17 protein-coding genes and 4 pseudogenes are annotated in these 19,685 nt (G+C 65.8%); 8 read left to right on the top strand and 13 right to left on the bottom strand.

Annotation, left to right across the window (positions count from 1 at the left end; translation table 11 throughout):
- The first annotated feature begins 50 nt into the window (after window positions 1–50).
- The 3 genes from Atro_RS12695 (at window position 51) to Atro_RS12685 (ending at window position 1,649) form a co-directional block, all read left to right on the top strand.
- Window positions 51–353: an I78 family peptidase inhibitor gene (locus Atro_RS12695; protein ID WP_497922769.1), complete on the top strand. Its 303-nt coding sequence runs from the start codon at window positions 51–53 to the stop codon at window positions 351–353.
- Between the two features lie 344 nt (window positions 354–697).
- The gene (locus Atro_RS12690) at window positions 698–898 is read left to right on the top strand and encodes a hypothetical protein (protein WP_497922767.1); all 201 of its coding nucleotides are present in this window, start codon (window positions 698–700) and stop codon (window positions 896–898) included.
- A gap of 220 nt (window positions 899–1,118) precedes the next feature.
- Window positions 1,119–1,649, top strand: coding sequence for an acyloxyacyl hydrolase (locus Atro_RS12685; protein ID WP_497922765.1), 531 nt, complete (start codon window positions 1,119–1,121; stop codon window positions 1,647–1,649).
- Between the two features lie 147 nt (window positions 1,650–1,796).
- On the opposite strand, the gene Atro_RS12680 is transcribed toward Atro_RS12685, so the two are convergent.
- The 9 genes and pseudogenes from Atro_RS12680 to Atro_RS12640 all read right to left on the bottom strand — a co-directional run bounded on the left by Atro_RS12680 (window position 1,797) and on the right by Atro_RS12640 (window position 10,000).
- On the bottom strand, window positions 1,797–2,789 hold the full coding sequence (locus Atro_RS12680; protein WP_497927675.1) for a cytochrome-c peroxidase: 993 nt from the start codon (window positions 2,787–2,789) through the stop codon (window positions 1,797–1,799).
- Between the two features lie 190 nt (window positions 2,790–2,979).
- A complete protein-coding gene (locus Atro_RS12675; protein WP_497922763.1) occupies window positions 2,980–3,843 on the bottom strand; it encodes an MBL fold metallo-hydrolase in 864 nt (287 codons plus the stop codon).
- 190 nt (window positions 3,844–4,033) lie between these two features.
- Window positions 4,034–4,459: a DUF6691 family protein gene (locus Atro_RS12670; protein ID WP_497922761.1), complete on the bottom strand. Its 426-nt coding sequence runs from the start codon at window positions 4,457–4,459 to the stop codon at window positions 4,034–4,036.
- A 2-nt stretch (window positions 4,460–4,461) separates the two neighbouring features.
- Window positions 4,462–4,896 (bottom strand): YeeE/YedE family protein, encoded by a 435-nt coding sequence (locus tag Atro_RS12665; RefSeq protein WP_497922759.1) that lies wholly within the window; start codon window positions 4,894–4,896, stop codon window positions 4,462–4,464.
- Window positions 4,897–5,163: 267 nt separating this feature from the next.
- Window positions 5,164–6,740, bottom strand: a pseudogene (locus tag Atro_RS12660) (EAL domain-containing protein); the annotation flags it as partial.
- 49 nt (window positions 6,741–6,789) lie between these two features.
- Entirely contained in the window at window positions 6,790–7,566 is a 777-nt protein-coding gene (locus Atro_RS12655; protein ID WP_497922757.1) for an N-acetylmuramoyl-L-alanine amidase, read from the bottom strand.
- A 126-nt stretch (window positions 7,567–7,692) separates the two neighbouring features.
- Window positions 7,693–8,553 (bottom strand): endonuclease/exonuclease/phosphatase family protein, encoded by an 861-nt coding sequence (locus tag Atro_RS12650; RefSeq protein ID WP_497922755.1) that lies wholly within the window; start codon window positions 8,551–8,553, stop codon window positions 7,693–7,695.
- An 18-nt stretch (window positions 8,554–8,571) separates the two neighbouring features.
- Window positions 8,572–9,216 carry a thiol:disulfide interchange protein DsbA/DsbL gene (locus tag Atro_RS12645; RefSeq protein WP_497922753.1) on the bottom strand — a complete coding sequence of 215 codons (645 nt, stop codon included), beginning with the start codon at window positions 9,214–9,216 and terminating at the stop codon, window positions 8,572–8,574.
- Window positions 9,217–9,367: 151 nt separating this feature from the next.
- Window positions 9,368–10,000: a c-type cytochrome gene (locus Atro_RS12640; RefSeq protein WP_497922751.1), complete on the bottom strand. Its 633-nt coding sequence runs from the start codon at window positions 9,998–10,000 to the stop codon at window positions 9,368–9,370.
- Between the two features lie 377 nt (window positions 10,001–10,377).
- Here Atro_RS12640 and yihA point away from each other — a divergent pair, with 377 nt between their 5' ends.
- The gene (gene yihA, locus Atro_RS12635; protein ID WP_497922749.1) at window positions 10,378–11,028 is read left to right on the top strand and encodes a ribosome biogenesis GTP-binding protein YihA/YsxC; all 651 of its coding nucleotides are present in this window, start codon (window positions 10,378–10,380) and stop codon (window positions 11,026–11,028) included.
- A gap of 15 nt (window positions 11,029–11,043) precedes the next feature.
- Here the strand turns inward: yihA and zwf are convergent.
- Window positions 11,044–12,467: pseudogene (gene zwf, locus Atro_RS12630) on the bottom strand (glucose-6-phosphate dehydrogenase).
- Between the two features lie 120 nt (window positions 12,468–12,587).
- Here zwf and hexR point away from each other — a divergent pair.
- Together hexR and Atro_RS12620 are read left to right on the top strand one after the other, a co-directional pair.
- A pseudogene (gene hexR, locus Atro_RS12625) lies at window positions 12,588–13,452 on the top strand (transcriptional regulator HexR).
- 105 nt (window positions 13,453–13,557) lie between these two features.
- Window positions 13,558–13,782 carry a PA3496 family putative envelope integrity protein gene (locus tag Atro_RS12620; RefSeq protein WP_497922748.1) on the top strand — a complete coding sequence of 75 codons (225 nt, stop codon included), beginning with the start codon at window positions 13,558–13,560 and terminating at the stop codon, window positions 13,780–13,782.
- Here the strand turns inward: Atro_RS12620 and Atro_RS12615 are convergent.
- Complete coding sequence (locus Atro_RS12615) at window positions 13,724–14,686, bottom strand: LysR family transcriptional regulator (RefSeq protein WP_497922746.1); 963 nt, start codon at window positions 14,684–14,686, stop codon at window positions 13,724–13,726. The genes Atro_RS12620 and Atro_RS12615 overlap by 59 nt on opposite strands.
- Window positions 14,687–14,890: 204 nt before the next feature.
- On the opposite strand from Atro_RS12615, the pseudogene Atro_RS12610 reads away from it, so the two are divergent.
- Window positions 14,891–16,305, top strand: a pseudogene (locus tag Atro_RS12610) (acetyl-CoA carboxylase biotin carboxylase subunit).
- 51 nt (window positions 16,306–16,356) lie between these two features.
- Window positions 16,357–18,156, top strand: coding sequence for a sodium-extruding oxaloacetate decarboxylase subunit alpha (gene oadA, locus Atro_RS12605; protein WP_497922744.1), 1,800 nt, complete (start codon window positions 16,357–16,359; stop codon window positions 18,154–18,156).
- 105 nt (window positions 18,157–18,261) lie between these two features.
- On the opposite strand, the gene Atro_RS12600 is transcribed toward oadA, so the two are convergent.
- The gene (locus Atro_RS12600) at window positions 18,262–19,257 is read right to left on the bottom strand and encodes an LLM class flavin-dependent oxidoreductase (protein ID WP_497922742.1); all 996 of its coding nucleotides are present in this window, start codon (window positions 19,255–19,257) and stop codon (window positions 18,262–18,264) included.
- Between the two features lie 150 nt (window positions 19,258–19,407).
- Window positions 19,408–19,623 (bottom strand): dodecin, encoded by a 216-nt coding sequence (locus Atro_RS12595; RefSeq protein WP_497922740.1) that lies wholly within the window; start codon window positions 19,621–19,623, stop codon window positions 19,408–19,410.
- Window positions 19,624–19,685: the final 62 nt, after the last annotated feature.

Here is a 19,685-nt window from a genome sequence, read left to right as displayed (position 1 = left end):
CGCGCCAAGAGTGATATGGTTGTCGTGCTTGCATTGTTCCAGGAGCAGACATGATCTCGATACACGCCCCTTCCCGTCTCCTTTTCGCCGTCCTGTTGCTGACCGGCTGCAGCTCCGCCGACAAGTCTGAACCTATAGCGAGCGCCAGCCAGGGCTGCGACGCCAGCCTGGTACAAAGCCTGGTGGGCCAGACTGCCAGCCCGAGCCTACTCGAGCAGGCCCGGCAGCGGGCCGGGGCACAGACGGCCCGCGTCATCGGCCCCCGGGACGGGATAACGTTGGACTACGATTCCAAGCGCCTGAATCTAGATGTCGACGAGCGCTTGGTGATCAGGCAGATCCATTGCGGCTGAGCGAGACCTCGTCTTCGGTATTGTCCGTCCCGTCCCGTAGCCGATTCTGGAGCGGGACGGCTTCGATCAGCGTTGTCGAAGGACTGGCGTAAAGCAGACATTCCCTACATGAATCCGCAGGATTGTAAGGAAATTATCAATACATTGTTGCGTAATTGGTAACGATACTTTTTGAAATCCCCAGTTTTTTGCCTTCCGCGCCGCTTCTAAAATCCCCATAGCTTTCATCATCCCGGCCTGCAACCAACGCAGATATCCCGTCTCCACTCCAACCTCGGAATAGAGGAGGCGCTGGAGGAGCGGCCGGGTGCGGAAACCCAACCGCTCATTGACAGGTGAAACCTATGACACCGGTGGTCGTTCCGCTATGGATGGCGCTTGTCTTCGTTCCATGTCTGCTGAGCGGTTGTGGATCGCCGCCGCAGATCGCCCAGCGCTCCCATTCAGATGCCGAAATCAAAGAGTTCGCCCAAGACATGCTGGGGCGGAGCAATCTGTCCCGTGAGCAGTACGAGAAATACAAAAAAGCTTTAGCCACTCCGTAAAGAGCCGGCTAAATAGAATAAGTATTCAAGCTCGGACCATTGTCATGCGAAACTCCTGCCGCCGTATTGCGTGCGGCTTTTGCGCGCAATGCTCGCGTGCCTTTTCTGCGAAACTCGCCCTGCCTGCCACCGGCGGACAGGCTTACGTCCGGCCAGGCTGGCCCGGACTGTCCAGGAGTTCTGCATAATCGTAATTGCTAACAAAATAGAGGATGTTTCAATGCGAAAGTATCTGTCATTGCCCGCAGTAGCCGTTCTGCTTCTTGGATCGGCGGGGGTGGCACAAGCTGTCGAAGTGGGTGCCGCAGTCGGCGTCACCAGCCAGAGCGACATGACCTATCGCCTCAGCCTGGGCCTGCCTTGGGACAAACAATGGTGGAAAAGTGACCTGGGCCATGTGTCGGGTTACTGGGATGCCGGTTATACCTACTGGGAAGGCGGCTCCGGCAAGGACAACTACGCCGGCGCACACTCGCTGTCGTTCAGCCCGGTGTTCACCTACGAGTTCACCGGTCTCGGCGTCACTCCGTTCGTCGAGCTCGGCGTCGGCGTCGCTTTCTTCTCCAAGACCCGCGTAGGCGAGCAGCAGCTGGGTTCTTCCTTCAACTTCGAAGACCGTATCGGCGCCGGTATCAAGTTCGCGGGCGGCCAGAAGGTCGGTGTCCGGGCGATCCACTACTCCAACGCCGGCATCAAGCAGCCCAACGATGGCATCGAGTCCTTCTCGGCCTACTACAGCCACGCCTTCTGATTTTGTCGTGGCGTTCCCGGGTCCCGCAGCTTCGCGGCGCTCGGGATCGGTGGCCAGCCTCGGCCACCCCGTCTTCCAGACCTTCCCGCAGGCAGCCATCGTTCCGCAGATCGGCCGGGGCGACGGTTCCCTCGCCCCGGCTTTCCCTCAATTGAAAGGGGTTGGCTTCGCGGTCTGCGCCGTGGAAGGCGGCAGGATGGGCATTTCTAGCCGCGGTTGCTCGCCAGTGAGGGTCTTCAGGTAGGCGGTGATCTTGTCGATCTCGTCCGGCTTCAACTGGCGGCCGAGCTGGACGCGGGCCATCACGTCGACTGCTTCTTCCAGCTTCCAGTAGGCGCCATCATGAAAATAGGGATAGGTCAGCTCGATGTTGCGCAAGGTCGGCACCTTGAACAGCAGACGATCCGACTCCTTGCCGGTCAGACCGGCCACGCCCTGAGCGGGATTGCTGGTTTGGTAGGGAGCCGCCAGGCCCATCTTCTGGAACGAACCGCCGCCGACGGCCGGACCGTTATGGCAGGCCACGCAGCCCACCGACTTGAACAGTTGGTAGCCTTCCAGTTCGGTCTTGTTCAATGCCGTCTCGTCGCCCTGCAGCCAGCGGTCGAAGCGTGAGTTGGGCGTAACCAGCGTCTTCTCGAATTCGGCAATGGCGTCGGTTACCGCATCCAGGGTGATCTTGTCGGACTGGTAAATCTTCTTGAAGGACTCGCGATACTGCGGAATCGAGTTCAATACGTCCACCGCCAGCGTATGGCTGAAGGCCATTTCCTTGGGATTGGCGATCGGTCCGGCGGCCTGTTCCTTGAGATCGGCGGCACGGCCGTCCCAGAACTGCTTCACGTTGAAGCCGGCGTTGAGGACGGTCGGCGAGTTGATCGGCCCCTGTTGCCAGTGGTGGCCGATCGAGGAAGGCAGGTTGTCGCTGCCACCCATGCTCAGGTTGTGGCAGGAGTTGCAGGAAATGAAACCGGACTTGGACAGGCGCGGCTCGAAGAACAGCTGCTTGCCCAGCTCGACCTTGGCCGGGTTGTCGACTTTGGCCGGCTGTATCGGCTGAATGGGTTCGTTGGTCTGTGGCGTGGCCAGGGCGTGGGCGCTCAGAACGATCCCTGCGGCGAGTAGTGAAAGCTTGTGCATCACGATTGTAGTCCTTGACGTTTTTCGAGTTTTCCAAGAGCGCGCGGTTTCAGGGCGGGGTAGTCGCGGACTCACGTTTCCTCTGCCGCGTTGCCCGCCAGAGCCTCTGGGGCTCTGGCACGGCTATTCTGGCATGGCTTGGACGACAGCCATATGTTCTGCCTGCTGCCGGCCGGAGGGCCGGTGTGGCTCAGAACGCGTTCAGCGGAATCTTCAGATAGTGGATGCCGTTGTCCTCGGCCGGCGGCAGCTCGCCGGCGCGCATATTGACCTGCACTGCGGGAAGGATCAGGGCCGGCATGGCGAGGGTCGCGTCCTTTGCCTTGCGCATGGCCACGAATACCTCCTCGTCAATGCCTTGGTGAATGTGGACATTATGCCGACGCTGCTCGCCCATGCTGGTTTCGTGGAGGAACTCCGTGCGCCCCGGCGCCTTGTAGTCGTGGCACATGAACACCCGGGTGTCGTCCGGCAACCGGTACAGGCGCTGGATCGAGCGGTAAAGGGTGCGTGCATCGCCGCCCGGGAAATCGCAGCGGGCAGTGCCGTAGTCGGGCATGAACAAAGTGTCGCCGACGAAGGCGGCGTCGCCGATCAGATAGGTCATGCAGGCCGGGGTATGCCCGGGGGTATGCAGGGCCCGGGCCTGGATGCCGCCGATCTGGAAATCCTCGCCGTCGTGGAACAGATGGTCGAACTGGCTGCCATCACGGGCGAATGCGTCGTCGGCATTGAACAGTTGGCCGAAGGTTTCCTGAACCTGACTGATGCGCTCGCCGATGCCCAGCCTGCCGCCGAGCTGTCGTTTGAGATAGGCGGCGGCGCTCAGGTGATCGGCGTGCACATGGGTTTCCAGAATCCACTGCACTTCCAGCTCCTGGGTGCGGACATGGGCGATCAGGCGCTCGGCAGAGGCATGGTCGGTGCGTCCGGAGGCGGGCTCGTAGTCCAGCACGGTATCGATCAGGGCGCACTGGCGGCTGAGCGGATCGCTCACCACATAGCTGTAGGTGCAAGTGGCGGGATCGAAGAAGGCTTCTACACGGGCGTTCATGGGCTGTCCTTCAGCAAGGGGATCCGTACCCCGGGAATTGTCATACGAGAGCCAGGCGGCAGCGGAACCCGGGGAAACTTCACTGGCCTGCTCTTGCAGGGGGGATGCCCGTCACAGTGTAGGCCGGGTAGATACGGGAGCAGGCCGGCGGCGATGCACAGGGCGCTGTCGAGAAGAACGAGGCCGGCTTTCATCGTGAGGGCGCGTGCCGGCGCTCCAGCACGGCGAACAGCCACATTCCGCCCAGCATGGCGGACACGAAGAGTAGGCTCTGCCAGTAGCCGCCGAGCAGCAGGGTGAGGGCCGGCCCCGGACAGATGCCGGCGATGCCCCAGCCGATGCCGAACAGCAGGCTGCCGCCGATCAGTCGGCGATCCAGCTCGCGCTGCTGCGGCAGCTGCATGGGGGCCTCCAGCAGCGAGCGCCGGTGGCGCCTGGCCCAGCCGAAGGGCAGCAGGGCGACGCCGATGGCGCCGACCATCACCAGCGCCAGCGAGGGGTCCCAGGTGCCGGCCAGGTCGAGAAAGCCGAGCACCTTGGCCGGATTGCTCATGCCGGCCAGCAGCAGGCCGGTGCCGAAGACCAGGCCGGCGAGCAGGGCGCTCAGTCTACGCATGTTCAGCCTCCCCACAGGTGACGCAGGACGAAGACCGTGGCGAAGCCGCTGGCCATGAAGGTCAGGGTGGCGACCAGGGAGCGCGGCGACAGGCGGGCGATCCCGCAGACGCCATGTCCGCTGGTGCAGCCGGAGCCGTAGCGGGTGCCGAGGCCGACCAGCAGTCCGGCGAGCAGCAGGCCGGGCCAACCGGTCTGGAATTCGACCGCCGGCAGCGCGCCGAACAGTTCCCAGAACAGCGGCGCTGCGAGCAGGCCGAGCAGAAACAGCGCCTTCTCGTCGCGGCCGTCGGCGTTGCGTTGCAGCAGGCTGCCGAATAGACCGCTGATGCCGGCGATGCGTCCGTTCAGCATCACGAACAGGCCGGCCGCGAGGCCAATCAGCGCGCCGCCGGCAAGTGCCGTCCACGGGGTGAAGTGCACCCAGTCGATGTTCATTCTGTCGCTCCTGCGCAGAACGCTTGGTTATATCGATAGACAATATATTTATTTATAAACTGTTTCAAGTCCGTGCGCCTGGCTGCTGCAGGGGGCGCCCCCTCGATGGAAAGGCGCATTGAGCAGCGAGGGGCCGGCTCAGGGCCCGCCGGGTTCGGGGTACCAGTTGCCTGAGGCCCTGGCCGGTACTTCCGGATGAGGCCGGGAAACTGCCTGCCGTCTACGGTACAGGATAGGTTCCGCCAGAGCCTCGGGCGGGGTCCCGCCGATCAGTTCGCGGAAGGCGTGTGCGCTCAGCGGGCGGGCGAACAGCCAGCCCTGGCCGTAGTCGGCACCTTCGTTGCCGAGCAGGCGGGCCTGATCCTCGCGCTCAATGCCCTCGGCGATCACCTTGAGGCGCAGCGCCCTGGCCATGCGCACGATGTGCGGTGCGACGCCGCTGCTGGCGGCATCGGCGCCGAGAGCGTCGACGAAGGCCTTGTCGATCTTCAGGCAGTCCACCGGCAACGTCTGCAGATAGGCCAGGCTGGAGTAGCCGGTACCGAAGTCGTCGATCAGCACCCGGTGGCCGCGGGCGCGCAGTTCGGCCAGGTTCCGGCTGGCCGCCTGCAGGTCGATCAGGCCACGCTCGGTCACCTCGAAGGCGATCTGTTCGGGCCGGACGCCATGCCGGACGAGCAGGCGTTCGGTCAGCGGACCGATGCGCGGCACGCTAACGTCGCAGGCCGACAGGTTGATCGAGATGTACAGCTTGGGGTGATTGCGCAGCAGGTCGCCGAGCTGCTTCAGCACCTCTTCGAGGAGGAAGTCGGTAATCGCGCGGATCTGCCCGGTCGACTCGGCCAGCGGGATGAACTGCTCGGGACTGGTCAGGCTGCCGTCCGGGCGCTGCCAGCGCATCAGGGCTTCGGCGCCGATGCAGCGGCGGCTGGCGAGGTGGAAGATCGGCTGGTAATGGACCTGCAGTTCCTGACGGCGCAGGGCACCCTGCAGTTCCCGCGGAGCGACAGACGTCGGCGCACCAGCCAGAAGACCGCGCCGCCACCCAGCAGGGCCAGCAGCAGGCCGACGGGTAACAGGCGCTCCCAGTGGGTGCGAATGCGCTCGAGCAGCCTGGCGCGCGGGGCCACCAAGGCCAGCCGGTAATCCGGGGTGTCGTTCGGCAGCGCGTAGAAAGGCCTTCCGTCGAGCAGTTGCAGCGCGCTGCTGTCCGCCGTTCCGGGCAGGATCGTCAGGGGCGGTGTCGCAGCGAGGATCGGTAGAGCCTGCGTGCTGCCGCGGGGAATCAGGTAGACGGCGAGGCCGTCGGTGGGGTCGAAGGCGTCGAGCAGATGGCCGCGGGCGCTGGAAACCCGGAACGGGCCGTGGGCGACCATCAGGGGCATCGGCTGGGGGGCCAGGTCTTCGTCGGCAGCAGATGCGGCGCTCAACCAGTAGTCCAGGCCCTGGCTGTGGAAGTCCGCCGGCCGCGCCGGCTCCTCGGCAGCGTGACGCGGCCGGTTGGAGCAGTGCTGCCCCTCGGCGGCGAAGCTGGCCTCGTGGATGAAGCGGTGCTTGAAGCTCACCTGACGGAGACTTTCCAGCAGCGCCGGATCGCAGTGGCGCTGGGATTGCAGCTCCAGGCCGGCCAGCCCCTGGCGCATCTGCCCGAGAACTTGTTCGAGGCGTAGCAGCAGGCGTTCGCCACGGCTTTCAAGGTCTTCCCGTTGCGCCTCGCGCGCCTGGGAGAGCGCCAGCCCGAGGCCGAGCAGCGCGAGCAGGAGGGCGCCGGCCAGGGTCGTCAGCAGGGCCATCGGCCAGGGCCGGTAGAGGGACCGGCACAGTTGCACCAGGGCGTGTCGCATGTGAGCGCTCCTGACATCCTTTCAGGTCTGACGCCGGCCGTGTGTGTTCCTATCCCGTTTCGTTCAGGGTGGCCAGCAGGGCTGCGGTTTCGGCGTCCGGCGTGCCGTCGAAACGGGCCGGACGGTATTTCATCTGGAAGGCGGCGATGACCCGCCGTGTTTCGTCGTCGAGCACGCCATGCCGCTCCAGCGTATAACCGTGGCGGATCAGTTGCTCCTGAAACCAGGCGACATCCGGCAAATGGACCGCATAACGTTTCTGCAGTTCGGCGACCCGGCGTGCGTCGGGCCAGACGACCAGTCCGGCCTCGGCCAGGCGCTTCCAGGGAAACTGTGGTCCCGGGTCGACCTTGCGCAGCGGGGCGACGTCGCTGTGGCCGAGCACCGCTTCCGGCCCGAGGCCATGGCGCTTGAGGATATCCTTGAGCAGGACGATCAGCGCATCGATCTGCTCCGGCGGATAGGGATACCAGAGGCGCCCGTTGGGGGTGTCCAGATAGCCGGGATTGACCAGTTCGATGCCGATGCTGCTGGCGTTCAGCCAGGTTCTTCCGCGCCACTGGCTGTCTCCCGCATGCCAGGCGCGGCGTTCCTCTTTAACCAAACGGTAGATGGTCGCGGGCTTGGCGTCGATCAGATAGTGGCTGCTGACGTCGCCCTGGGTGAGCTGGCGCAACGATCCCGGCAGGTCCTCCGAGGTGTAGTGCAGGATGACGTACTGCACGCGGCTGTCCTGGCTGCGCGAGGTATGGCGGGTATCGATCCGCGGGCCGGCGGCGCAGCCGGCCAGCAGGGCGAGGATCAGGCTGAAGGCGAGGGGTCTCATGAAGTTCGGGGATGTCCGGCAAGGTTCGGGAGCGCGGCGGATGGGCCGTGCGCACCAGTGAAGTATTGCAAAAGCATGGCGATCTGCCGCGCTTGTCGCTGAGAGCGGTCGGCCGGCCGCTCCCGTTCAGGGGCGGGCCTGTGGCAGGGTATTGCGCCCGAAGTGTGCGGGCAGGCGGACCTCCACCGCCACCGGCAAGTGGTCGGAGATCCGCTGGCGCAGCACCTGCACGCGCTCCAGGGCCAGGCTGGTGCTGAGCAGAATATGATCGATGCAGCGCTGCGGACGCCAGCTGGGAAAGGTGGCCTCGATCTGCGGGGCGAGCAGGCCGAGGTCGCGCAGTGGCGAATGTTCCAGCAGCTCGCGGGCATGGGTGTTCATGTCACCCATCAGCACCAGATGGCGGTAGTCCCCGATCAGCTCGCGGATATAGGCGAGCTGGCGGGTGCGGGTCCGTGCGCCGAGAGCCAGATGCATCATCACCACCGCTAGGGCCTCGCGTCCCGTGCCGAAGCGCAGGAGTATCGCGCCGCGTCCCGGCGGGCCGGGCAGGGGGTGGTCTTCCAGCTCGGTGGGCTGCAGACGGCTGAGCAAGCCGTTGCTGTGCTGGGCCAGCGGGCCGAGGTTGCGGTTGAGCTGTTGGTACCAGTAGGGGAAGTTGCCGAGCTGGGCGAGGTGCTCCACCTGGTTGACGTAGTCGGAGCGCAGGCTGCCGCCATCGACCTCCTGCAGGGCCACCAGGTCGAAATCGGCGAGCAGGTCGCCGATTCGCTGCAGGTTCACCGCGCGCCCGGCATGCGGCAGCAGATGCTGCCAGCTGCGGGTCAGGTAATGTCGGTAGCCCTCGGTGCGGATGCCGACCTGGATATTGAAGCTCAGCAGACGCAGCCGGCCGTCGTCAGGCAGTCTGCCCGGCACTCGGCAGTGCGGATTGGTCCGCGGCTGCTGTATGGCGGCCTGGCGTTCAACCGTGCGTCGGCGCAGCATGGTTCCTCCTGCCCGTCGTCACTGGGCGGTGCGTTCCTGGTCGATCAGGTAGTCGGCCACCTGCAGGGTGTTCTGCGGGCCGCCGGCGCTGCCCAGATCGAAGCGGTATTTGCCGTTCACGACCATCACCGGGACGCCGGAAATCTGGTAGGCGATCGCCAGCTTCTTCGCCTTCTCCATCTGGGTCTTCACGTTGAAGGAGCCGTAGGTCTTGAGGAAGGCATCCTTGTCGATGCCGTGTCCGGCGAGAAACTCGGCCATTTCCTCGGGCGTGGCCAGCTTCTTGCCCTCCTTGTGGATGGCATCGAAGATGGCGGTATGGACCTTCGACTCGACGTTCATCGCCTCCAAGGTCAGGAACAGCTGGCCGTGGACGTTCCACAGGCCGCCGAACAGGGCCGGCACGCGCCGGAAACTCACGTCCTCGGGCAGCTTGCTGGCCCAGGCGTTGATGCTCGGCTCGAACTGGTAGCAATGCGGGCAGCCATACCAGAACAGCTCCACGACCTCGATCTTGCCCGGCTGCGCCACCGGCACATGGTTGGGCAGCTCGACATACTGCTTGCCGGCCTTGATGTCGGCGGGCGCGAGCGATTCTGCCTGGGCAGTCAGGGCGAGCAGGCCGGCACTGGCGAGAACGGCGCCGAGGATCAGTTTACGCATGCGTTACGACTCCTTGCATTGCTGAGGGGGACTTCCGGTACGAGCCGGTTTTCGACCCGGCGGGGGCAAAGCGGATGGGCCTATTGTAAGGGGAGGGCCAATGAAAAAGGGCGGCCATCTGCCGCCCTTTTTCGATGCCGGTGAACCGTGCTCAGTGCAGGCCCTGGATGTAGCTGGAGATCGCGGCGATATCCTTGTTGCTCAGCTTGGCGGCGATGGAGCGCATGATCATGCTGTCGCCATCGTTGGTGCGCACGCCTTCGCGGAAGTTGGTCAGCTGCGTGGCCACGTACTTCGCGTGCTGACCGCCCAGTCTCGGGTAGGCGGCCGGCGCGTTGCCTTCGCCGTTCGGCGAATGGCAACCGGTGCAGGCAGGCATGCCGTCGGCCAGCTTGCCGCCGCGGTACAGCGCTTCGCCGGCCTTGACCAACTGGGGATCGGCGGCGCCGACGCCCATCTTCTGGGCGGAGAAGTAGGCAGCGATGTCGGCCATGTCCTGGTCGCTCAACGGATCGAGCATGCCGGTCATCTGCGGCACGTTACGGCCGACGCCAGCGGCGGCGCCCGGCGCCGTGCCGGCCTTGATGTCCTGCATCTGCTTGAGCAGATAGCGCTCGCCCTGGCCGGCCAGTTTCGGGAAGTCCGGCACCGGGCTGTTGCCGTCCGGGCCGTGGCAGGCGCCGCATACGGCCGCCTTGCCCTGACCGGCGGCGGCATCGCCCGCGGCATGGGCAAGACCGGTGATCCCCAGGGTTAACAGCAGAGTCACGAGTGCTTTGTTCATCAGCTAATCCAAATCACGGCTCAAGAAAGTTGTTGTCGTCCGATGGGCCCGGCTTTTCAGGGGAATTCCCGGCGGCTTCGGCGTGGCTGTCCATGCATCCATGCGCGCCTGCGGGGCCAGAGTCGACTGGGCAGCTGGCAGTCAAGGGCAGCATCACGACACTGCGGCGGGCGATCGGGCTTCTGAGCCGGCCTTCCGCAGGGAACAAGCACCGTGCTGGCAACGTACGGTCAGTCTTAAACCGTTCCCGTGAACACTTACCCTGGGACAGGGGCAAAGCGCACACAAAATCCGCGGTATTATATACTCGTGACTCCGAAACGGAAACGACATGGCGCCGCAGCCTGCGTGTGCCAGCCCAGCGGAAACTCCCCCCGATGTCCTTCAAGAATCCCATTCTCGGCCTGTGCCAGCAGGCTGCCTTCATGATCAGCGCCGCCCGGGTCGACCAGTGTCCCGCCGACGAAGGCTTCGAGGTTGCCTTCGCCGGACGCTCCAATGCCGGCAAGTCCAGTGCGCTGAACACCCTGACCCACGCCAATCTGGCGCGCACCTCGAAGACCCCGGGGCGCACCCAGTTGCTGAACTTCTTCCGTCTCGACGACGAGCGCCGTCTGGTCGACCTGCCCGGCTACGGCTATGCCAAGGTGCCGATTCCTCTCAAGCAGCACTGGCAGCATCACCTGGAGGCTTACCTGGGCAGCCGCCGCAGCCTGGCCGGCGTGATTCTGCTGATGGACATCCGCCACCCGCTGACCGACTTCGACCGGATGATGCTCGACTGGGCCGGCGCCAGCGGCATGCCCATGCACATCCTGCTGACCAAGGCCGACAAGCTGGCCTTCGGCGCGGCGAAGAACGCCCTGCTCAAGGTTCAGCGGGACATCCGCCAGGGCTGGGGCGAAGGCGTGAGCCTCCAGCTGTTCTCGGCGCCCAAGCGCCAGGGGATCGAGGAGGCCCACGGCGTGCTGGCGCACTGGCTGAACCTGGTCGAGGAGGAGGGCGACGAGGCGGACGCCGGGGCCTGAGCCCGGCAGGCCGGCTCATTCGTGCCAGGTGCGGCCCTGCTGTTCGAGCAGGCTGTGCGCCTGCTCCGGCCCCAGGAGCCGGCAGGATAGGGGCGCGGCCGCTGATAGTAAGCGTGCCAGCCGGCGATGATCGGATCGACCCAGCGCCAGGCGGCCTCCACCTCGTCGCGGCGCATGAACAGAGTGGAGTCGCCCTCCACCACGTCCAGCAGCAGGCGTTCGTAGGCGTCCCAGCGGCGCTTCTGGCGGAAGGCATGAGCCAGGTTGAGATCCAGCTCCACCGGCGCCAGGTGCATGCCCTTGCCCGGGCTCTTGGCCATCAGCTGCAGGCTGATCGACTCCTCCGGCTGCAGGCGGATCAGCAGGCGATTGGCCTGGCCGTCCAGGAATAACCGGTGCGGCACCGGCTTGAACTGGATGACGATCTCCGAACTCTTCTTCGCCATGCGCTTGCCGGTGCGCAGGTAGAAGGGCACGCCGGCCCAGCGCCAGTTGTCGATCTCGGCATGCACCGCGACGAAGGTTTCGGTATCGCTGTCGTTGTCGACATGCTTCTCGAAGTAGTAGGCCGGTACCTCCTGCCCGCCGATCTTTCCGGCGGCGTACTGGCCGCGCACCGTGCGGTCCTTCACGTCGAAACCGTTGATGGGTTTCAGCGCCTCGAGGATCTTCACCTTCTCGTTGCGCACCGCTTCGGCATCGAAGCGCACCGGTGCTTCCATGGCGACCAGGCAGAGCAGTTGCAACAGGTGGTTCTGCAGCATGTCGCGCATCGCCCCGGCCTGGTTGTAGTAGCTGCCGCGGTTCTCCACGCCGAGGGTTTCGCAGACGCTGATCTGCACGTGGTCGATGTGCCCGGCGCGCCAGACCGGCTCGAACAGGGCGTTGGCGAAGCGCAGCGCCATCAGGTTCTGTACGGTTTCCTTGCCCAGATAATGGTCGATGCGGAAGACCTGCGACTCCTGGAACACCCGGCCGATCGCCTGGTTGATCGCCAGCGCCGACGCCAGCGAGTGGCCGATGGGTTTTTCCAGCACAATGCGCGTGTCGCTGCCGGCCAGGCCGGCGTTGGCCAGGTGCGCGGCGATATCCTCGAACAGGCCGGGGGCGGTGGCCAGGTAGTAGATGCGCCCGCGCTGGCAGGCGTCGCCCAGATGCCGGCTCAGGCGGCCATAGTCGGCACTCTGGCTGGCGTCCATGGCGAAATAGTCGATCCGTTCGGCGAAGCCCTGCCAGGTGGCGGTGTCGAAGTTCGCCCGCGCCACATGGGCGCGGCAATGGCGCTCGGCCAGGGCGCGGTAGGCATCGCGGCTCAGCGGCTTGCGCGCCAGGGCGAGGATGCGCATGTCGGCCGGCAGGCGCCGGTCGCGATGCAGATGGTAGAGGGCCGGCAGCAACTTGTGCAGCGCCAGGTCGCCAGTGCCGCCGAAAACCAGCATGTCGCAGGGATGGATCACAACAGCCTCCAAGGCGTTTGGCTATGGGCTGGAAGTTCGTCGTGTAGTATAACTACAGGCGCACTACAGCCCGACTCCCGATCATAACCGAGTTCAGCCCCCGTGAATCTCTTGCAGCATATTGCCAATCGCGCGCCCTGTTGCGCAAGTCGGAACTCAAGGTGGCCGATCATGTACTCCTGGATCCGGCGGCGGCGATGCACAGCTCCATGGCCAGCCTGGCCCAGGAGGTCGGGGTCAGCGAGCCGACCATCGTGCGCTTCTGCCGGGCCATCGGCTGTACCGGCTTCCAGGACCTCAAGCTGAAGCTGGCGCAGAGCCTGGCCGCCGGCGCCAGCTTCGGCCAGTTCGCCATCCACGAGAACGATTCGGTCGTCGACTTCAGCCTGAAGATCTTCGACACCACCCTGCATACCCTGATGGAGGTGCGCGAGCGGCTCGATCCGGAAGCGCTGCAGCGTGCCATCGACGCCATCGCCAAGGCCCCGCGCATCGAGTTCTATGGCTTCGGCGCCTCCGGCGCGGTGGCCGTCGATGCCCAGCACAAGTTCTTCCGCCTGCTGCTCACCGCCGCCGCCTATTCCGACCCGCACATGCAGGCCATGTCGGCGGTGACCCTCAAGGCCGGCGACGTGGCGATCTGCATTTCCAGTCGGGGCGCTCCAAGGACCTGCTGATCACCGCCAACCTGGTCCGCGAGACCGGAGCCACCCTGATCACCCTGTGCCCCGGGCAGACGCCGCTGGCCGAGTTGGCCAACATCAACGTGGCGATCGACGTGCACGAGGACACCGAGGTCTACACCCCGCTGACTTCGCGCATCGCCCACCTGGTGGTGATCGACGTGCTGGCCATGGGCGTGGCCATGGCCCGCGGGCCGGACCTGGTCAACCACCTGAAGAGCGTCAAGCGCAGCCTGCGCAGCCTGCGTCTGTCGCCCAAGGCGGTGCGCGCGGCGGAGGAGTGACGCACCGGGCGGTCACGGGTCATGCCAGTGTCATGCCCCTGCCGTGAAAGCGTCACCGGCCACCGGCCATTCTGAGGGTCCCCGATCCCCCGCAGGGAGACCCTCATGCCTCGCCATACGGAAGACGCGTATTACCCTTGCCCCCAGGACACCAAGGCTCGCCGCAAGCGGCTGGACGAGCGGCGCATGCACTTTCGCCGGGCCATCGAGCGCTACGACGAGCAGCGCCAGCTGCAGCACGAGCTGGACGATTTCCCGGACCTGCTGGCGGTCAGCCTGTTGCCTGCATCTCTGGCGATTTCCCGGCAAAACGCCCGGCCAGCGCGCTGATCTGCGCGCGTTCGGCGCGGATGAAGGTTTCGAAGGCCCGCGCCACCGGACTCAACCGCTTGCCCTCGGCATGCACCAGGCACCAGCTGTGGTACAGTGGCAACTCCGCCACCGGCAGCTCGCAGAGCTGGCCGGTGGCCAGTTCCAGGCTCGCCGCATGGCGCGGCAGCAGGGCCAGACCGAGGCCGGCGATCACCGCCTGCAATTGCGCCTCGGTCGAGCCGATCTCCAAGGTTTCGGCGAAGTGCGCACGCTTCTGGTGGCAGTACTCCTCGGTAGCCCGGCGGGTGCCGGAGCCGGCCTCGCGCAGCAAGAGCGGAAAGTCCGTCAGGTCCTGCAGGCGCAGGCCCGGCCGCGCGCACAGCGGATGTCCGGGCGGCGCCACGGCGATGATCGGATTGTTGAGAAAGGGATAGAAGTTCAGCGCCAGCTCGGTCGGCACCTGCGACATGATCAGCAGGTCGTCGCGGCTCATCGACAGGCGGCGCACCGCTTGGGCGTGATTGACCACCACCAGTTGCAGGCTGACCTCCGGGTGCTGGGCGCGGAAGGCGGCGAACAGGTGCGGCACCAGGTACTTGGCGCTGGATTCCACCGCCAGGTTGAGCTGGCCCTGCAGCGAGCCCTGCAGGTCCGACAGCTGCATGTCGAGGCTCTCCAGGCGGCCGAAGATGTCCTCGCTGGCCTTCAGCAGCGCCTCGGCAGCCGGCGTCAGGTAGAGCTTCTTGGCCACGTACTCGAACAGCGGCTGGCCGACCAGCTCCTCCAGCTGACGGATCTGCAGGCTGACCGCCGGCTGGGTCAGTGCCATCTCCTCGGCGGCGCGGCTGTAGGAACGGCTCTCGCATACCGCGCGAAATACCCGAAGCTGGCGCAGGGTCAGGCGCATCAAGGACTTACGCATGGTGACCTCGGTGGCGAAAAGGCGCGCGATGCGGTTTTTGGCAGGAAAGACCGCATGTCGGCGGTGGCTATACGTGGATGTATAAGTTGTAGTTTATGCCTAACCTAACAAATATTCATTTTTCTTAATCGATCCCCCGGCCTAGGGTTAGCACACCTGCCGACTGACCGTCCGAGTTGGCCAGTTCAGCCGAGGGAGACCTCCGTGATAAGAAAAATCCTCATTGCCAACCGTGGCGAGATTGCCGTCCGCATCGTGCGTGCCTGCGCCGAGATGGGCATCCGCTCGGTGGCCATCTTCTCCGAAGCCGACCGCCACGCCCTGCACGTCAAGCGGGCCGACGAGGCGCATTTCATCGGCGAGGATCCGCTGGCCGGCTACCTGAACCCGCGCAAGCTGGTCAACCTGGCGGTGGAAACCGGCTGCGACGCCTTGCACCCGGGCTACGGCTTCCTCTCGGAAAACGCCGAGCTGGCGGAGATCTGCGCCCAGCGCGGGATCAAGTTCATCGGCCCGAGCGCGGAAGTGATCCGCCGCATGGGCGACAAGACCGAGGCGCGGCGCAGCATGATCGCCGCCGGCGTGCCCTGCACCCCCGGCACCGAAGGCAACGTCGCCGATCTGGCCGAGGCCCTGCGCGAAGCCGAGCGCATCGGCTACCCGGTGATGCTCAAGGCCACCTCCGGCGGCGGCGGCCGCGGCATCCGCCGCTGCAACAGCGTCTCCGAGCTGGAGCACGCCTACCCGCGGGTGATCTCCGAGGCGACCAAGGCTTTCGGCAGCGCGGAAGTCTTCCTCGAGAAGTGCATCGTCAACCCCAAGCACATCGAGGCGCAGATCCTCGCCGACTCCTTCGGCAACACCGTGCACCTGTTCGAACGCGACTGCTCGATCCAGCGTCGCAACCAGAAGCTGATCGAGATCGCCCCGAGCCCGCAGCTGACCCCGAGCAGCGCGCCTACATCGGCGACCTGGCGGTGCGCGCGGCCAAGGCGGTGGGCTACGAGAACGCCGGCACCGTGGAGTTCCTGCTCGCCGAGGGCGAGGTGTACTTCATGGAGATGAACACCCGGGTCCAGGTGGAGCACACCATCACCGAGGAAATCACCGGCATCGACATCGTCCGCGAGCAGATCCGCATCGCCTCGGGCCTGCCGCTCTCCATCGAGCAGAAGGACATCCAGCACCGCGGCTACGCCCTGCAGTTCCGCATCAACGCCGAGGATCCGAAGAACAATTTCCTGCCGAGCTTCGGCAAGATCACCCGCTACTACGCCCCCGGCGGCCCCGGCGTGCGCACCGACACGGCGATCTACACCGGCTACACCATCCCGCCGTACTACGACTCGATGTGCCTGAAGCTGATCGTCTGGGCGCTGACCTGGGAAGAGGCGCTGGCCCGCGGCCTGCGTGCCCTGGACGACATGCGCGTGCAGGGGGTGAAGACCACCGCGCCCTACTACCAGCAGATTCTCGGCAACCCGGATTTCCGCAGCGGACAGTTCAACACCAGCTTCGTCGACGAACACCCGGAACTGCTCAACTACTCGATCAAGCGCAGGCCTGGCGAACTGGCCATCGCCATCGCCGCCGCCATCGCCGCCCATGCCGGGCTCTGACGAACACCAGCCCGGCTGCGCTCTGGCTGCAGGCTCAAGAGGAACTGACGAATGAAGAAGATCACGGTCACCGACACCATCCTGCGTGACGCCCACCAGTCGCTGATCGCCACCCGCATGCGCCTTGAGGACATGCTGCCGATCTGCGACAAGCTGGACAAGGTCGGCTACTGGTCGCTGGAAGTCTGGGGCGGCGCCACCTTCGACGCCTGTATCCGCTTCCTCAAGGAAGACCCCTGGGAGCGCCTGCGCCAGCTGCGCGCCGCGCTGCCCAACACCCGCCTGCAGATGCTCCTGCGCGGCCAGAACCTGCTCGGCTACCGCCACTACAGCGATGACGTGGTCAAGGCCTTCGTCGCCAAGGCGGCGGTCAACGGCATCGACGTGTTCCGCATCTTCGATGCGATGAACGACGTGCGCAACCTGCGCGTGGCGATCGAGGCGGTCAAGGCCGCCGGCAAGCACGCCCAGGGCACCATCTGCTACACCACCAGCCCGGTGCACAGCGTCGCCTCCTTCGTCGAGCTGGGCAAGCGCATGCAGGAGAAGGGCGTCGACTCCCTGGCGATCAAGGACATGGCCGGTCTGCTGACCCCCTACGCCACCGCCGAGCTGGTCGCCGCGCTGAAGGCCGAGATCGACCTGCCGGTGTTCATCCACTCCCACGACACCGCGGGCCTCGGTGCCATGTGCCAGCTCAAGGCCATCGAGGCCGGCGCCGATCACATCGACACCGCCATCTCCAGCTTCGCCTGGGGCACCAGCCACCCCGGCACCGAGTCGATGGTCGCCGCCCTGCGCGGCAGCCAGTACGACACCGGCCTGGACCTGGAGCTGCTGCAGGAGATCGGCCTGTACTTCTACGCGGTGCGCAAGCGCTATCACCAGTTCGAGAGCGAATTCACCGCGGTCGACACCCGCGTGCAGGTCAACCAGGTACCCGGCGGCATGATGTCCAACCTGGCCAACCAGCTGAAGGAGCAGGGCGCCCTGCACCGCATCAACGAGGTGTTCGAGGAGATTCCGAAGGTGCGCGCCGACCTCGGCTACCCGCCGCTGGTCACCCCCACCTCGCAGATCGTCGGCACCCAGGCGGTGTTCAACGTGCTCGCCGGCGAGCGCTACAAGACCATCACCAACGAGGTGAAGCTCTACCTGCAGGGCCGCTACGGCAAGGCGCCGGGCAAGGTCAACGAGCACCTGCGCTTCCAGGCGATCGGCAACGAGGAGGTCATCGACGTGCGTCCGGCCGACCTGCTCAAGCCGGAAATGACCAAGCTGCGCACGGAGATCGGCGACCTGGCGCGCAACGAGGAGGACGTGCTGACCTACGCCATGTTCCCCGACATCGGTCGCAAGTTCCTCGAGGAGCGCAAGGCCGGCACCCTGGTGCCCGAAGCCCTGCTGCCGATCCCCACCGCGGGCGCCGGCCCGGCCAGCGAGGGCGTGCCCACCGAGTTCCTCATCGACGTGCACGGCGAGACCTACCGGGTGGACATCACCGGCGTCGGCCTCAAGGGCGAGGGCAAGCGCCACTTCTATCTGTCCATCGACGGCATGCCGGAAGAGGTGGTGTTCGAGCCGCTCAACGAGTTCGTCGCCGGCGGCTCCGGCAAGCGCAAGCAGGCCGGTGGCCCGGGCGACGTCAGCACCAGCATGCCGGGCAACATCGTCGACGTCCTGGTCAAGGAAGGCGATGCGGTCAAGGCCGGCCAGCCGGTGCTGATCACCGAAGCGATGAAGATGGAGACCGAAGTCCAGGCGCCGATCGCCGGCACGGTCAAGGCCATCCACGTCGCCAAGGGCGACCGCGTCAATCCCGGCGAGCTGCTGGTGGAGATCGAGGGCTGATTCGCAAGTCTTGAAAGTTTGAAAGGCGGTTTGGGGAGTCGTGAGACTCCCTTTTTTTTTTGCGTTTCCGGCGGCGGGAGAGGCGGACTCTCCCGCCGCCCTCTCTCAGCGCAGCCCGGCGAGGATCTCGAACGAGCGCAGGCGGGCGATCGGGTCGTAGAGGTCGCCGGTGAAGATCAGCTCGTCGGCGTCGGTCTGCTCGAGCAGCACCTCCAGGCGGGCGCGGACCTTCTCCGGGCCGCCGATCACCGCCAGGCCGAGGACGTCGCCGACCGCTGCCTGTTCGTGCGGCTGCCAGCGGCCGACCATCGATTCCACCGGCGGGCGCAGCACCCGGCTTTCGCCGCGGATCAGCGCCAGTGCGCGCTGAAAGGCCGTGGTGGCGAGGTAGCCGGCTTCCTCGTCGGTGGCGGCGGCGATCAGCGGCACGCCGAGCATCACGTAGGGCTTGTCGAGCGCCGGCGAGGGTCGGAAATTCTGGCGATAGAGACGGATCGCCTCATGCAGGTAGCGTGGCGCGAAATGCGAGGCGAAGGCGTAGGGCAACCCCTTGCGCGCCGCCAGACGGGCGCTGAACAGGCTGGAGCCGAGCAGCCAGATCGGCACCTCGGTGCCGACTCCGGGCATGGCGATCACCCGCTGGCCGGGCTGCGCCGGCGCGAGCAGGGCCTGCAGCTCCTCGACATCCGCCGGAAAGTCCTCGTCGCTGCCCAGGCGGTCGCGGCGCAGGGCGCGGGCGGTGTAGGGGTCGGTGCCCGGCGCGCGGCCGAGGCCGAGGTCGATGCGCCGCGGATAGAGGGTGGCGAGGGTGCCGAACTGCTCGGCGACCACCAGCGGCGCATGGTTGGGCAGCATGATGCCGCCGGCGCCGACACGGATCCGCGAGGTGCCGGCCGCCAGGTAGCCGATCAGCACGGCGGTGGCGGAGCAGGCGATGCCGTCCATGTTGTGGTGCTCGGCCACCCAGAAGCGGGTGAAGCCCAGGGCTTCGGCATGCCGGGCCAGCTTCAGGGAATTCTGCAGGGCTTCGGCCGGTCCGCTGTCGTCGCGGATCGGCGCCAGGTCGAGAATGGAAAAGGCGGTGGCGGCCAGTCGTGGCATGGGGATCTCCTTGAAGTGCCCTTGCGGGCTTGCCGGTGAGGCTAAAACAAAAGGCTGTGCCGCTTGGCCGGTTTCGTGCGCGGACTTCGTGCCGGATGGCCCGCGCCTTCGCCGTTGGCGGCGAAGGGCAGGGGGCGTGCTCTGCCGGTGTCAGCTGTCGGCCAGGCGGAAGCCGACCTTCAGGGTGACCTGATAGTGGCCGACCGCGCCGTTCTCCAGGTGGCCGCGGATCTCGGCCACCTCGAACCACTCCAGGTAGTCGAGGGTCTTCGACGCCTCGGCCAGGGCGTTGCTGATGGCGTCCTCGATGCTGCTGCGCGAGGAACCGACGATTTCGATCTTCTTGTAGGTGTGATGGTCGGACATGCTGGTCTCCCTGATGGGGGGCAGGCGCCTGCCCCGTTCGGATGAGGCAGGCCAAAGCCGCG

The sequence above is a fragment of the Azotobacter tropicalis genome (assembly GCF_059739045.1).
Note: the sequence above shows the minus strand (reverse complement) of the source record. Positions and strands in the feature narration are given on the sequence as shown.

Coding starts and splice junctions, on each gene's coding strand:
- Atro_RS12685 (WP_497922765.1), top strand. CDS start 1,119: ATGCGAAAGTATCTGTCATTGCCCGCAGTAGCCGTTCTGCTTCTTGGA.
- Atro_RS12655 (WP_497922757.1), bottom strand. CDS start 7,566: ATGAGACCCCTCGCCTTCAGCCTGATCCTCGCCCTGCTGGCCGGCTGC.
- yihA (WP_497922749.1), top strand. CDS start 10,378: ATGTCCTTCAAGAATCCCATTCTCGGCCTGTGCCAGCAGGCTGCCTTC.
- Atro_RS12670 (WP_497922761.1), bottom strand. CDS start 4,459: ATGCGTAGACTGAGCGCCCTGCTCGCCGGCCTGGTCTTCGGCACCGGC.
- Atro_RS12665 (WP_497922759.1), bottom strand. CDS start 4,896: ATGAACATCGACTGGGTGCACTTCACCCCGTGGACGGCACTTGCCGGC.
- oadA (WP_497922744.1), top strand. CDS start 16,357: ATGAAGAAGATCACGGTCACCGACACCATCCTGCGTGACGCCCACCAG.
- Atro_RS12615 (WP_497922746.1), bottom strand. CDS start 14,686: ATGCGTAAGTCCTTGATGCGCCTGACCCTGCGCCAGCTTCGGGTATTT.
- Atro_RS12675 (WP_497922763.1), bottom strand. CDS start 3,843: ATGAACGCCCGTGTAGAAGCCTTCTTCGATCCCGCCACTTGCACCTAC.
- Atro_RS12620 (WP_497922748.1), top strand. CDS start 13,558: ATGCCTCGCCATACGGAAGACGCGTATTACCCTTGCCCCCAGGACACC.
- Atro_RS12595 (WP_497922740.1), bottom strand. CDS start 19,623: ATGTCCGACCATCACACCTACAAGAAGATCGAAATCGTCGGTTCCTCG.
- Atro_RS12640 (WP_497922751.1), bottom strand. CDS start 10,000: ATGAACAAAGCACTCGTGACTCTGCTGTTAACCCTGGGGATCACCGGT.
- Atro_RS12690 (WP_497922767.1), top strand. CDS start 698: ATGACACCGGTGGTCGTTCCGCTATGGATGGCGCTTGTCTTCGTTCCA.
- Atro_RS12645 (WP_497922753.1), bottom strand. CDS start 9,216: ATGCGTAAACTGATCCTCGGCGCCGTTCTCGCCAGTGCCGGCCTGCTC.
- Atro_RS12600 (WP_497922742.1), bottom strand. CDS start 19,257: ATGCCACGACTGGCCGCCACCGCCTTTTCCATTCTCGACCTGGCGCCG.
- Atro_RS12695 (WP_497922769.1), top strand. CDS start 51: ATGATCTCGATACACGCCCCTTCCCGTCTCCTTTTCGCCGTCCTGTTG.
- Atro_RS12650 (WP_497922755.1), bottom strand. CDS start 8,553: ATGCTGCGCCGACGCACGGTTGAACGCCAGGCCGCCATACAGCAGCCG.
- Atro_RS12680 (WP_497927675.1), bottom strand. CDS start 2,789: ATGCACAAGCTTTCACTACTCGCCGCAGGGATCGTTCTGAGCGCCCAC.